This is a genomic window from Stenotrophomonas sp. Steno-Z4, from assembly GCF_056393145.1.
Genome location: NZ_JBWJPC010000003.1, coordinates 104,191 through 115,782 on the forward strand (window position 1 = coordinate 104,191; position 11,592 = coordinate 115,782).

The following is an 11,592-nucleotide window of genomic DNA, read 5'->3' on the forward strand; positions in this document are numbered from 1 at the left end:
TGGTTGGAGTTGTCCGCACGCATCCGGGAAAAGCTCTGCGAACATGGATCTGCTCTCCCAAGCAATTGAAAGGAGTACCGATGCGGTACGTAACCCTATCCCTGTCGTTGATTGCGGCCCTGACCGGCCCCGCCCTCCTTACTCCTTACGCCTATGCGCGGACAGACGACGCCGGGCTCAAGGGGTACGCTGAAGAGATGAACTTATCGATCGATCAAGCGAAAGCGCGAACCATCAATCAAGATGACGCAATGATGCTGAGTCGGCGCCTTCAGAAAGAGCTCCCCGATTCCTTCGCCGGAATGTGGATGGAGCACTATCCGACCTTCAAGGTCGTCGTCCGATTCACCGGCGATGCTCAGGCTCAACTTGCCCGCTACACAAAGGATCCTCGTTACGTTGCCCAGTCGGCACCGCGATCACTTCAGTTCCTGCTGGCAACGCAACAGGAGATGGCGGCCCAACTGGCAGCTGCAGGAATCAAGTTTGAAGGTGGTACGGATATCAAGACCTCGGAACTGACTCTACGTGTTTACGATGCAGGCGCTGCCAGAAAGGCACTTGCCAAGCTGTTGTCTGTCGTCGATTTCATACGGATTGAAGAAGTCAAAGGCGTCGACCCATCGAAAGACTTCATCCAAACAACCGACATCTCGGGTGGCCACCGCCTTGATGGGTACAACGGGACGCACTTCGCTGTGCAGCCTTACATTGGCCTTCAAATGAAGCGGCGGATGGCCTCCAGGCGCTCTCCGTCAGTGGGATGAAACATAGCTTGCGCCGGGCCATGCCTGCGGAATGGCGAGGCTCTCGCGCATGCGCTGTGCTTCCTTTGCAGGTGTCAGCCCGAACAGCCGCTTGAACTCGCGGCTGAACTGCGAGGTGCTTTCGAAACCTACCGCATGGCAGGCGGCAGCAGCGGTCATGCCCTCGCGCACCATGAGCAGGCGTGCCTGATGCAGGCGCGTTGATTTCAGGTACTGCATGGGCGAGGTGCAGGTCACTGCCTTGAAGTGACTGTGGAACGAGGGCGTGCTCATGCCGGCGATCTGGGCCAACCGTGCGACATCCAGCGGTTGGTCGTAGTCTGAGTGGATGCGTTCAAGCGCTTTGGCAATCTTTCCGAACCTTCCCTGCTGGGAGAGTGCCGCGCGCAGGACAGCCCCTTGCGGGCCGGTAAGGACGCGGTAGTACAGCTCACGGAGCAGCTGGGGGCCGAACAGGATCGATTCCACGGGATCGACAAGCGCGCGGAGCAGGCGCTCCAGGGTGAGCTGCATGGCGTCATCCAATGGGCTGGACATCATGCTTTGCGGTTGTGCCACGTCTGAGCTGATTCCGTGGCGGTAAATCTCCAGCATCAGCTCGGCCGCAAGCGGAAAATCCAGGTGCAGGTACAGTGCGAGCAGCGGGGATTCCGCCGATGCATCCGTTTCCATGGTGAACGGCACCGGCACGGACACGGCCAGGTACTGGTTGGCGTCATACACGTACGTGCGTTGGCCGAAGTAGCCGCGCTTGCGGCCTTGGCAGACGATCACGATGCCCGGGTCGTACAGCACCGGGGTTCGCGAAAGCGGGCGGTCGGAGCGGAGCACCCGCACGCTGGGCAAGGCGGTCAGGTTGTAGCCCTCCACCGGTGCCAACGCGAGCACAAGCGGTGCCAGCGGCAGGGGGCTGGCCGGTGCGGAGTGGGAGATGGCGTTGGTGGGTGTCATAGGATTAGGCAATAAACGGAGCGAATTGCGCCTTAGCGGGACCGGGTGATGAAACTATTGTGCACCCCATCCCCCGATGGAGCACCCCCATGACGCACCCCAAGCGAATTCTGATTACCGGTGTGAGCAGCGGCTTCGGCCTTGCGCTCGCCCGCGAAGCCCTGGCCGCTGGCCATGAGGTGGTTGGCACGCTGCGCCAGGCCGACGGCATCGCGGCGTTCGAGACGCTGGCGCCCGGGCGCGCTCATGCACGGCTGCTGGATGTCACCGATGAGGCGGCCATCGGCACGGTCGTCGGCGCGGTGGAGGCGGACCTGGGGCCGATCGATGTCGTGGTGAACAACGCCGGCTATGGCCATGAAGGCGTAATGGAGGAATCGCCACTGGCGGAGATGCGCCGGCAGTTCGACGTCAACGTGTTTGGCGCCGTGGCGATGATGCGGGCAGTCCTGCCCGGAATGCGTGCCCGCCGCGCGGGGCGGATCCTCAACATCACCTCGATGGGCGGCATCATCACCATGCCGGGCATTGCCTATTACTGTGGAAGCAAGTTCGCGCTGGAGGGCATCAGCGAAGCGGTGGGCAAGGAAGTCCGTGACCTGGGGATCCATGTGACGGCGGTGGCGCCGGGCTCGTTCCGGACCGACTGGGCGGGGCGCTCTATGGTGCGTTCACCGCGCACCCTGAACGACTATGACGCGGTGTTCGACCCGATCCGCCAGCGTCGGCAGGAGGTCAGTGGAAAGCAGCTCGGCGACCCACGGAAGGCCGCGCAGGCCATGCTGGCCCTGATGGACAGCGAAGCGCCTCCCGCGCACCTGCTGCTTGGCAGCGATGCCCTGGCCTTGGTTCGCGAGAAGCACATGGCTGCCCTGGATAACCTTGTGCGCTGGGAGAGCCTTACCCGCTCCACCGATGGTTGAACGAGGGGCAGTTACATCGCGGGTGGCGAGCAGACTTCGGCCTGTGCTTTCATTGGAATCGCATGTTGCCGCATGTATCCAGAGAGACATCCATGCCGTCTGATTCCAGAGGGATTTCCGGGGCAGCGCTGCTGCTGATCTCCGTGATCTACGCGCTCACCATCGTGTGGGGCGTTGAGTGGCTGCTCGATTCACTGCGCTCACGCACGTTTGGCATGGGGCCAGAACTGCAGCCACGCTGGGTGCGCACTGTACTGGCCCTGGCACCGTTCGCTCTGTTTTCGCTGTGGGTCGGTATCCGCCGCCCACCGCGCGTGAGCCGAGGCCTCATCGCAGGGCTGCTGGTTTCGCTTGCGCTGTGGGGCTGGTACTACGCCGATGGATGGATGAATACCGGCGGTGGCGCCAACATCGGGCTCGGCATCATCATGATGCTCTCGCCACTGCCGGTGTTCGTGGTCATCGTGCTGTCCGCCCGCAAAGCGTGAGGTTCGCGGGTCACCGCAGCTGGCAGATGCCGTTGGCACCCTTGCGGCCGGTGTAGGACACCGACAGCGATCCGTCCGGGTTTTTGCTCAGTAGGCGCAGGAAACCTACCGCCGGGGTCGTTGCGCAGTGGTGAAGTCGAAGTGACCTGCGTGCGAGTGCGGGCGGGACCAGTAGAAGTACGTAGCGGAGGGCAATTCGACGGTCGCCCTGGCCGGGGTGTCGTGCGAGAATCCGGCAGACCTCGGCCGCATGGATCGGAAGGCTTGAATGGAAAAGCGTGTCTGCTTTGATTTCGAAATCGAGTTCAGCAATGGTGGTGGTATCCAGGGCCAGGAGTTCCGGCTGGATATCGAAGGCGACGACATCAGTGATGACGCGCTTGCTGACTACATCGTTCGCGACATGCGGCTGCTGATGGTGGGTACGGTGCGCATTCTCAACAAGCGGATCATCGAAGAGCCGCATAAGCGCCCGCTGGATGCGCTTGACGGAGCGGAATGATGGCCTGGCACGGCATCGGACCCAACGTGCAGCGGGCCTTCGTTCTCGTGGCGATTGCGCTGGGTTCGGCCTGTGGTGGCAAGCAGGACCAGCGGGTTGAAGAGGGCAATCCGGCCCCAGCGGCCAATGCACGTAGCAGCGCTGAACCCTACAGAGCGCCGGGTGGGATGCCGCGCAGTGCTCCGGTGCTGGGTAACGATGTGCCCGACGTTGAGGCAAGCGCTTACATGGAGGCCAACGGCGTTTCCCTTGAAGTTGCCAGGGAGCGGCTGCTGATCGAGTCAGAGCTTATGCCACATGTCCAGGACCTACGGGAGCGATACCGAGAGAGGATGGCCTTCATTTCGATCGAGTCAACGCCCTACCAGCACCTGGTGGTAGGTTTGAAGGGGCCTGCAACGGAGCCTGTCCAGCTCATCAGAGTACGCGGGACCGATGTGAGGGTTGAGTTCGAGCAAGGCTACCCCTACACGGCGCAGGAATTCAGCGACATCATGAGCAAGGCAAGCGCCAGGGCTCTGGAGTTTTTTCCGGATGTGACCGGCCTGAGTGGTCGTCCGGAACTTGGCTTGATCGAAGTCATGGTGAGTGGAACAGACGAGCAGCGCTACCTGACCGCGAAAGCTGAACTTGAAGCAGTGGCTGGCATTGAGATCAAGATTCTGTTGGGTAGGTCCCCGCCGAGAAATCTGATTGATATTCCGCATTGATCGACCCACGGAGTGAGCCGCAGCGTGAAACCGAATACTGGAATGCCGGCCTTCCTGGGTCGAATGGGGGCGTTGCTTCTTTCGCTACTTCTTGGCCTGCCGGCTGCAGCCGCGAATGCCGTGTTTCAAGATGTCCTGAAGGTGCCGCGCGTGGGCGGCAACCTGTAGGACGGGCGCCGCGTCAGCGGCGCAGGGCGTCGATGATCACGCCGGTGGCGATCTCAACGAGCAGGTACTCGGTGTCGGACTGCCGCACCCAGCGATGGCCGCGGCCCGGTTCGCGCAGATCGTAACGCGAGTAGTCGTCAACCCAGTAACGGCGGTCCACCTCCGACCAGCTGAGCCGGTCGCCGCGGTGCCAGGCCTTCTTCTGCCATCCCGGCGGCGGTGCGTGGCGCTTGTCCGGGCCGCCGGCATGCGGGGGCGGGCCGTTGCCGCGTGCATGGTGGGGCGGATCGGCCCAGGCAGGGGCTGCGGCCAAGGCGGCAACGGTAAGTGCGGCAATGCCAATCAGACGTGCGGCTTTCATATCAATCTCCCGTTCCAGCCGCAGCGAGCGGCGGCGTGGTCCGGAATATAGAGCAGGTTCTGTGAAGAAAGCCGTGGGAATGTGGGGGGCTTATGGGCGGCTGAGCAGCAGCCGCGCCTGCGACTGCCAGCCACCGATGAACAGGTCCTGCTTGCCATCGCCATCGAGGTCGCCACGGGCCATGCTCCAGCTGCGGCCCACGGTGGCGGCTGGAATCACCGAAGCGGTGACGTCGCTGAAGTTGCCCTTCCCATCGTTCTGCCAAGCGCGCACCTGGAGGGGCACGAAGCCGGGCACGTCGATGGCGCTGACCACCAGATCAGGATGACCATCCTCGTTGAAGTCCACCACGCTAACGCCCCAGCTTGAGAAGCGGTGGGTGGGCAGGCGGGTACGGGTTTCATCCTTGAACCGTGCGTTGCCCTGGTTGATCAGCAACCGCGTCTGCGGGTCCTTGTCCCAGTCCCGGTTGTTGCTGGTGAGGTTGAAGAACACCAGGTCCAGCCGGCCATCGCCGTTGGCATCCAAGGCATGTACTTCGCGGGTCTCCGTAGGTATCTGCTCGCCCAGCCGCTCGGTGGCATCGGTGAAGCGTCCGCCGCCATCGTTCAACAGCAGCCGGTTGATCGGATCCTGGCTGGCAATGGCCATGTCCAGGTCGCCATCGCCATCCAGATCGGCCAGCACGATGCCCTGTGCCTGCACGTCGATGGCGGGCAGGTGGGAGATGCTGGCATCGATGAACCACCCGGGGCGTGCACGGTCATTGAGCCACAGGAAGGGCCGCGCCACGCCCTCCTTTCCCTCGGTGGTGTTGCCCACCACGATGTCGGGCAGGCCGTCGCCATTCACATCGCCGACCGCCACCGCGTTGGCCTGGCTGGTGGCGGGCAGGCGCTCGCTCGCGCGGGTAAAGCCACCCTTGCCGTCGCCCAGGAACAGGTTGTGCTGCTCGGTGTCTTCGGCAACGAACACCACATCCAGGTGGCCGTCGCCATTGAAGTCGGCCACGCGCACATGCTCGTTGTCGCCCGCGATGGATCCGAACGCACCGGGCGTATGGCTGAGCTTGCCGGTGCCATCGTTGAGGTACAGTCGGTTGGCGCCGTTCTCCACCGCCACCGCGACATCCAGGTCGCCGTCACCGTCGGCATCCAGCAGCGCCGCATCCAGCGCGTGCAGCTCGGCATCGGCCGGCACATGGGTGGCGGTGACGTCGGTGAACAGCGTGGTGGCCGGTGGCGTTGGCGCCGCACAGGCGGTGATCGAGGCGCAGGACAGGGCCGTGAACAGCAGGGATGACGGGGTGGGTCGGCGCATGCTGTTCGTTCTCCAGTTCATTCAACCAGGGCGAGTTGCCGCTTGAAGCCTGGCCATAGTGCAAGCTTGTGGGTGACGTTGGTGATGGTCCGGCGCGGGTCGGTGGGGTGTGGCCGGGAAGATGTGCTGCTTCGGCCCTGGCGCCACAGCCCGAACATCACGATCTCCGCGCCCACCGGGAAGGATTTCAGCCAGGCGGCGTCGGCATGCCCGACGCTGACTTCGTAGAAATCACGGCGATCGGCCACGCCGGTGTGCTGGTACTTCGGCGTGCAGTTGAGGAACAGCGAACCCGGCTGCGGCGAGCGGTGCGACCTGACCGTGCCGACCAGCGCCATGGGCAGGTCGGTAGTTCCGGTGCCAATACGCTCCCATGCCTGGTCGTAGCGTTCCTGGTCGTAGAAGAAATTTTCCCAGTCCACGCGTTTCTTGCCCAGGCGCAGGGTGATCTGCGAGGCCACGAGGTCATCGCTCTCACACATCGCGCGCAGCACCAGCAGGTCGGCGAGGGTGCCTAGGTAGCCATCTAGGGTCTGCTGCTCGATCCCGCCACGTTTCAGCGCCTGCTGCAGCAACAGCAGGCGCAGCTCGTGCCGGCCATCGTCCAGCGCAGGCAGGAACTCAGGATCCGAACCGGCGGCCACAATGGCCTGCAAGCGGCCGGGGGCGATGTACCGGCAGCCCGGCTGGTGCTCGGCGCCCTTGGCCAGGGCGATATGGGAAGGGTCTTCAGCCACGAACCTGACCGGGGCGCCGCACCCTTCGCTGTCGCAAAGCAGGGTGGGCAGGGACTGCTGCGTATCGTGGCGCTTCTGCAGGCCCTCGATGCGATGCAGGGTGCCGTGCGTTCCCACGGCCCTGCGCATCTTCATGTCACCGCTCATCTTCGCGTTCAGCCCGGATAGGCCGGAAAGCGCTCATCGGGGTGGTGCTTCTTCCACTCGGTATGGGCCACGGTGCCCTCCCAGGCGAGAAAGGTGTTCGGCACGCGCCCACGACCGGACCAGGTTTCCTGGGTATGCGGCAGCCAGTAACGCGGCGGCAGTTCCTTGCGTTCCGCCTTGGCGGGTTTGGCCCGCTTGGCCGGGCTGGCCGCACCCTCGCTGCCCAGCAGGGCGCGCAGCCGGCGCTGCTGTTCCGGGCTGAAATCGTCGAAGCTGGTGGTCAGCAGCAGGGTGACGCGCTCATACGCCTCCTTGGTAGCTGCCCGCAGCAGGGCCTGCGGGGAGAGGGATGCGGATGGCTTGCGGGGCATGAGAGTCCAGGAAAGATGGGCTGAAGGCGGTCACGATAACAAATGACCGTGTGATCATTCCCCGGAATCTGCGTCAGACAACCCGCGGGGGAGGGGCGTATTACTCTTTCGAGGCATGCGCGCCGGCGCCGATGGGTCCCCAATGGGGGCAGCCAGATCGACGCTGGAGGCGCCCCGGTGCAGCTGTTGTACGCAACCTTTCCCGACCGCATGCCCGGCGTGGGCCTGCTGTTGTTTCGCCTGGTGCTGTCGTTGATGCTGGTAGGACCGTGGGGCCTGCGCGGGGCGCTGCCACCTCCCGACCTGATCGCGTGGGCGTGGCTCGCCGCCGCCCTGATCGCGTTCGGCGGACTGCTTCCGTTGGGGATAGGAGTGGCGCTGGTCCTGGCCGGGGTGGATGCCGCGCTGGACGGCTGGCCGTTGGCCGGACTGCTGCTGGCGCTGCTGTTGCTGGGTCCGGGCGCGTATTCGGTGGATGCGGTGCTGTTCGGTCGCCGGGTGCTGGAGCGGCCGGCGTCGCGGCGCGGCAGCGACGACCACACGGGCACTCACCCGAAAGAGTAGTCGTGCGCCCAGCCAATCGGGGCTTGGGCAGGGCGCGCTGCAGGCACAGCATGCACGGGTGGATTTCGCGAGGTCCGAGCCAATGCATGCCAACCATCCGGCATCTGCCGTGGAGCCCGTGCCGGGCGCACCTTCGCGCGCGGTGGGGCGGGCGGTCGACTACATCGAGGCCAACCTGTCCGAACCCCTGCAGCTGAGCGCCATTGCCGGGGCGGCGTGCATGAGCCGTTTCCACTTTGCCCGTACGTTCCGCGAGCAGACCGGGCTGAGCCCGATGGAATACCTGCGCATGCGGCGCATCGAGCGCGCCCGGCACCTGCTGCGCACCGAGGGGCAGCGCGTCTGCGAGGTTGCCAGTGCGCTGGGTTTCTACGACCAGAGCCACTTCGTGCGCTGGTTCCGCCGCAGCCTGGGCTGCACGCCCACGGCCTACGTGCGCGCTGCCGTCCCGTCGGGGTGCCAGCCGTGCGACGGTGCGCCTTGCCGGTAGTTGTTTTTGTATGATGGCCCCTACGCGCAGGGGCTGACCATGACGATCACATTCCGGGCCATCGCCTGCGCGTGCCTGCTGCTGCTGGGCGGCCATGCTGCGGCGTTGGACCCGGCGCGGGCGGTGGGGCAGTTCCACCACACCGCGTGGACGGTCAACCAGGGCGCACCGGGGCAGGTGACCGCGCTGGCGCAGACGGCGGACGGCTATCTCTGGCTGGGAACGGAGATTGGCCTGTACCGCTTCGATGGCGTGCGCTTCACGCGCTTCGTGCCGCCCGGTGATGACGCCTTTCCTGCGACCAGTGTGTCGACCCTGTACACCGCCCACGATGGCGGGTTGTGGGTGGGCTTCCGCTATGGCGGGGTGAGCCGGGTCGAGCGCACGGGCGTGCGCCCCTACGGTTCGGCGGCGGGACTGCCGACCAGCACCGTATTCCGTTTCGCCGAAGACGGCGGGGGCCGCTTGTGGGCCGCCACCTTTACCGGCCCGCTCTTCCTGCAGGGCCAGCGCTGGGTGCGGCCCACGCAGGCGATGGGCTACCCGGGACGACAGGCGCGGACGTTGTTCACCGATCGCGAGGGCACGCTGTGGATCGCCACCGAGGCCGGCATGGTGGTGTTGAGGCGCGGGGCAAACGCATTCGAACGGGTCCCGGCGCGCGTGGGCCGGGTAAGCCAGATCGCCCAGGCGCCGGACGGAGCCATCTGGGTGGCCGAAGCGGACGGCGGTGTGCGCCCGCTGTCCGGCCAGGGCGATGCCGTGGAATCGGCCGGGCTGCTGTTCGACCGCGACGGTGTGCTCTGGGCGACCACGCTGGGGACCGGGCTGGTTCGCCGCTCACCGCAACGCAACCAGGCCGAGGTGGAACGCTTCCGCCGGGTGGACGGGCTCAGCTCCGATTACGCGCAGCCGTTGCTGGAGGATCGCGAGGGCAATGTGTGGGTGGGCGGCAGTCGCGGGCTGGATCGCTTCCGCCATGCCAACCTGGTGCAGGTGAAGATGCCGGAAGGTGCGCAGGAGTTCGCCATGGCCGCGGACGGCAACGCGCTGCTGGTGGGCACCCGCAACCACCCGTTGCAGCGCGTGGACATGGCCACACGCCAGACGCTGGCGCTGCCGGCGGGAATCACCGCCATGCACCGCGATGCCGCCGGCACCACGTGGTTGGCCGGGCCGGACGGGGTGTGGCGCCGTGACGGCGCGCGGTTCTCGAAGGTATCCGGACTGCCGGTGGCGACGCGCTCGGGTGTGCAGGCCATCGCGACCAGCCCGGACGGCGCGCTGTGGGTGTCCTTGAACACGCCGGGTGTGTACCGGTTCAAGGACGGGCAGTGGGCACACTTCCAGGACAGGCCCGGATTGCCCACGGGCGGTTCGCCGTTGGTGATGCAGACCGATGCCAGCGGGCGGCTGTGGCTGGGCTTTGCCCGCAACGCGGTGGCGGTGCTCGACCACGGAGTGTTCTCCACGCCATGGACGGGCGAACCGCTGGACGTGGGCAACGTCACGGCGTTGTTCGAGGACGCGCAGGGCATGTGGATGGGCGGCGAGCGCGGCTTGGCGCGGGTGGCCGAAGGCCGGTTGCACAATGTGCTGCCGGCGGTGCGCGAAGACCTGCGTGGCATCAGCGGCATCGTGGCCGATGCTGCAGGCGGCCTGTGGTTCAACGGTGCACGTGGCGTGGTGCACGTGCGCACCGGCGACATTGCCGGGCTGTTCAACGCGCAGGGCACCCCGCGTTACGAGCGCTTCGATGCGCTGGATGCGTTGCCCGGCATCGCCGCCCAGTTCAGGCCACTGCCCACCGCTGCGCGGACCCAGGACGGGCGGCTGTGGTTTTCCACGACCAGTGGCCTGGTGTCGATGGATCCGGCGCAGATCGTGCGCAACCCCGTAGCACCGCCGGTGGAGATCCTGTCGGTGGCCGTGGATGGGGCCGACGTGCCGATCAATGCAGGCGCCGTCGAGCTGCCGGCAGGAACGAAAAACCTGCGCATCCGCTTCACCGCACTGAGTCTTTCAATTCCCGAGCGGGTCCGCTTCCGTTATCAGCTGGAGGGCTTCGATCCGCAATGGTTCGAGCCCTCGACCGCGCGCTCGGCGTTCTACAACGCGCCCGACTCGGGGCACTATGTGTTCCGGGTAGCGGCCAGCAACAACGATGGGGTCTGGAACGAGCAGGGCGCCCACCTGGTGGTCAACGTCGCACCGCATTACTGGGAAACCGCCTGGTTCCGCGTGCTGTGCGTGATCGCGGGTGCGGCCCTGCTGTGGCTGCTGTACCTGGGCCGGCTGCGGCAGCTGGCGGCACGCATCCGTACACGCCTGGATGAGCGTCACCGCGAGCGCGAGCGGATCGCACGCGAGCTGCACGACACCCTGCTGCAGAGCACGCAGGGACTGATCCTGCGGTTGCATGCATCCAGCCGCAAGCTGCCGCCCACCGATCCGGTCCGCGCCGAGCTGGAAGCGGCGATGACCATGGCCGAGCAGGTGGCGGCCGATGGCCGTGAGCGCGTGCGCGGCCTGCGTGGCGATGTGGAACGTGCGCGCGATCTTGGCGCTGCGCTGATGGGCGTGGCGGAGGAGGCGCATGGCCTTGAGACCCCGGCCGTTCGCCTGGTGGTGGAAGGCACGCCGCGCGCCATGCAGACCTGCGCGGCCGAAGAGGCGTACATGATCGGCCGCGAAGCCCTGCTCAATGCATTCCGTCATTCGCGCGCCGCGCAGGTGCAGATCCTGGTCAGCTATGGGCGCCAGGGTTTCCACCTGCGCATCAGCGACGATGGGATTGGAATGCCCCACGGGGCCGAGGCGGTCGCCGGGCACTGGGGCCTGGAAGGCATGCGCGAGCGCGCTGCGCGCGCCGGTGGCACCTTGACGATCCTGAGCGGACGCTCCGGGCGCGGAACGGAGATCGACCTGCAGATACCGGCGTCCTTCGCGTGGGAACCCCGGCGCCGGTAGTCCCGGCATCGGCATGAAGAGCAACGGCGTACAAGCGTGAACCTGCCGGTATCTGGCTCCATGTGAGGTGCCGCCCCTGCGCAGGATTCACCGATGCCCCCCAACGTGTTGGAAACGCTGATG

General features: G+C 65.8%; 13 protein-coding genes. 8 read left to right on the plus strand and 5 right to left on the minus strand.

Annotated features, from left to right (window positions below; translation table 11 throughout):
• Positions 1-80: 80 nt before the first annotated feature.
• Positions 81-767 carry a hypothetical protein gene (locus AC06E7_RS09245; protein ID WP_478064272.1) on the plus strand — a complete coding sequence of 229 codons (687 nt, stop codon included), beginning with the start codon at positions 81-83 and terminating at the stop codon, positions 765-767.
• Here AC06E7_RS09245 and AC06E7_RS09250 read toward each other — a convergent pair.
• The gene (locus AC06E7_RS09250; protein WP_354277420.1) at positions 756-1,718 is read right to left on the minus strand and encodes an AraC family transcriptional regulator; all 963 of its coding nucleotides are present in this window, start codon (positions 1,716-1,718) and stop codon (positions 756-758) included. The genes AC06E7_RS09245 and AC06E7_RS09250 overlap by 12 nt on opposite strands.
• Before the next feature lie 89 nt (positions 1,719-1,807).
• Here AC06E7_RS09250 and AC06E7_RS09255 point away from each other — a divergent pair, with 89 nt between their 5' ends.
• From AC06E7_RS09255 to AC06E7_RS09270, 4 genes are all read left to right on the plus strand, one after another.
• A complete protein-coding gene (locus AC06E7_RS09255; protein WP_478064274.1) occupies positions 1,808-2,641 on the plus strand; it encodes an oxidoreductase in 834 nt (277 codons plus the stop codon).
• Positions 2,642-2,703: 62 nt separating this feature from the next.
• Positions 2,704-3,129, plus strand: a complete 426-nt coding sequence (locus AC06E7_RS09260) for a hypothetical protein (protein ID WP_478064276.1) — start codon at positions 2,704-2,706, stop codon at positions 3,127-3,129.
• A gap of 268 nt (positions 3,130-3,397) precedes the next feature.
• Positions 3,398-3,631 carry a cyclase gene (locus AC06E7_RS09265; RefSeq protein ID WP_068849669.1) on the plus strand — a complete coding sequence of 78 codons (234 nt, stop codon included), beginning with the start codon at positions 3,398-3,400 and terminating at the stop codon, positions 3,629-3,631.
• On the plus strand, positions 3,631-4,341 hold the full coding sequence (locus AC06E7_RS09270) for a hypothetical protein (protein WP_478064277.1): 711 nt from the start codon (positions 3,631-3,633) through the stop codon (positions 4,339-4,341). The genes AC06E7_RS09265 and AC06E7_RS09270 overlap by 1 nt, the downstream gene beginning before the upstream one ends.
• 181 nt (positions 4,342-4,522) lie before the next feature.
• Here AC06E7_RS09270 and AC06E7_RS09275 read toward each other — a convergent pair whose 3' ends face one another.
• From AC06E7_RS09275 to AC06E7_RS09290, 4 genes are all read right to left on the minus strand, one after another.
• Positions 4,523-4,870 carry an RcnB family protein gene (locus AC06E7_RS09275; protein WP_093533296.1) on the minus strand — a complete coding sequence of 116 codons (348 nt, stop codon included), beginning with the start codon at positions 4,868-4,870 and terminating at the stop codon, positions 4,523-4,525.
• Between the two features lie 90 nt (positions 4,871-4,960).
• Entirely contained in the window at positions 4,961-6,190 is a 1,230-nt protein-coding gene (locus AC06E7_RS09280) for an FG-GAP repeat domain-containing protein (RefSeq protein ID WP_478064278.1), read from the minus strand.
• A gap of 17 nt (positions 6,191-6,207) precedes the next feature.
• Complete coding sequence (locus AC06E7_RS09285) at positions 6,208-7,062, minus strand: hypothetical protein (protein ID WP_478064280.1); 855 nt, start codon at positions 7,060-7,062, stop codon at positions 6,208-6,210.
• A gap of 20 nt (positions 7,063-7,082) precedes the next feature.
• Positions 7,083-7,445 (minus strand): H-NS family nucleoid-associated regulatory protein, encoded by a 363-nt coding sequence (locus tag AC06E7_RS09290; protein ID WP_210131863.1) that lies wholly within the window; start codon positions 7,443-7,445, stop codon positions 7,083-7,085.
• A gap of 177 nt (positions 7,446-7,622) precedes the next feature.
• Here AC06E7_RS09290 and AC06E7_RS09295 point away from each other — a divergent pair, with 177 nt between their 5' ends.
• The 3 genes from AC06E7_RS09295 to AC06E7_RS09305 all read left to right on the plus strand — a co-directional run bounded on the left by AC06E7_RS09295 (position 7,623) and on the right by AC06E7_RS09305 (position 11,469).
• The gene (locus AC06E7_RS09295) at positions 7,623-8,009 is read left to right on the plus strand and encodes a hypothetical protein (protein ID WP_210131861.1); all 387 of its coding nucleotides are present in this window, start codon (positions 7,623-7,625) and stop codon (positions 8,007-8,009) included.
• Between the two features lie 118 nt (positions 8,010-8,127).
• Entirely contained in the window at positions 8,128-8,499 is a 372-nt protein-coding gene (locus AC06E7_RS09300; RefSeq protein WP_478064283.1) for a helix-turn-helix domain-containing protein, read from the plus strand.
• 39 nt (positions 8,500-8,538) lie between these two features.
• A complete protein-coding gene (locus AC06E7_RS09305) occupies positions 8,539-11,469 on the plus strand; it encodes a sensor histidine kinase (protein ID WP_478064284.1) in 2,931 nt (976 codons plus the stop codon).
• Positions 11,470-11,592: the final 123 nt, after the last annotated feature.

Coding starts and splice junctions, on each gene's coding strand:
- AC06E7_RS09285 (WP_478064280.1), bottom strand. CDS start 7,062: ATGAAGATGCGCAGGGCCGTGGGAACGCACGGCACCCTGCATCGCATC.
- AC06E7_RS09255 (WP_478064274.1), top strand. CDS start 1,808: ATGACGCACCCCAAGCGAATTCTGATTACCGGTGTGAGCAGCGGCTTC.
- AC06E7_RS09305 (WP_478064284.1), top strand. CDS start 8,539: ATGACGATCACATTCCGGGCCATCGCCTGCGCGTGCCTGCTGCTGCTG.
- AC06E7_RS09290 (WP_210131863.1), bottom strand. CDS start 7,445: ATGCCCCGCAAGCCATCCGCATCCCTCTCCCCGCAGGCCCTGCTGCGG.
- AC06E7_RS09265 (WP_068849669.1), top strand. CDS start 3,398: ATGGAAAAGCGTGTCTGCTTTGATTTCGAAATCGAGTTCAGCAATGGT.
- AC06E7_RS09275 (WP_093533296.1), bottom strand. CDS start 4,870: ATGAAAGCCGCACGTCTGATTGGCATTGCCGCACTTACCGTTGCCGCC.
- AC06E7_RS09270 (WP_478064277.1), top strand. CDS start 3,631: ATGGCCTGGCACGGCATCGGACCCAACGTGCAGCGGGCCTTCGTTCTC.
- AC06E7_RS09245 (WP_478064272.1), top strand. CDS start 81: ATGCGGTACGTAACCCTATCCCTGTCGTTGATTGCGGCCCTGACCGGC.
- AC06E7_RS09250 (WP_354277420.1), bottom strand. CDS start 1,718: ATGACACCCACCAACGCCATCTCCCACTCCGCACCGGCCAGCCCCCTG.
- AC06E7_RS09260 (WP_478064276.1), top strand. CDS start 2,704: ATGTTGCCGCATGTATCCAGAGAGACATCCATGCCGTCTGATTCCAGA.
- AC06E7_RS09280 (WP_478064278.1), bottom strand. CDS start 6,190: ATGCGCCGACCCACCCCGTCATCCCTGCTGTTCACGGCCCTGTCCTGC.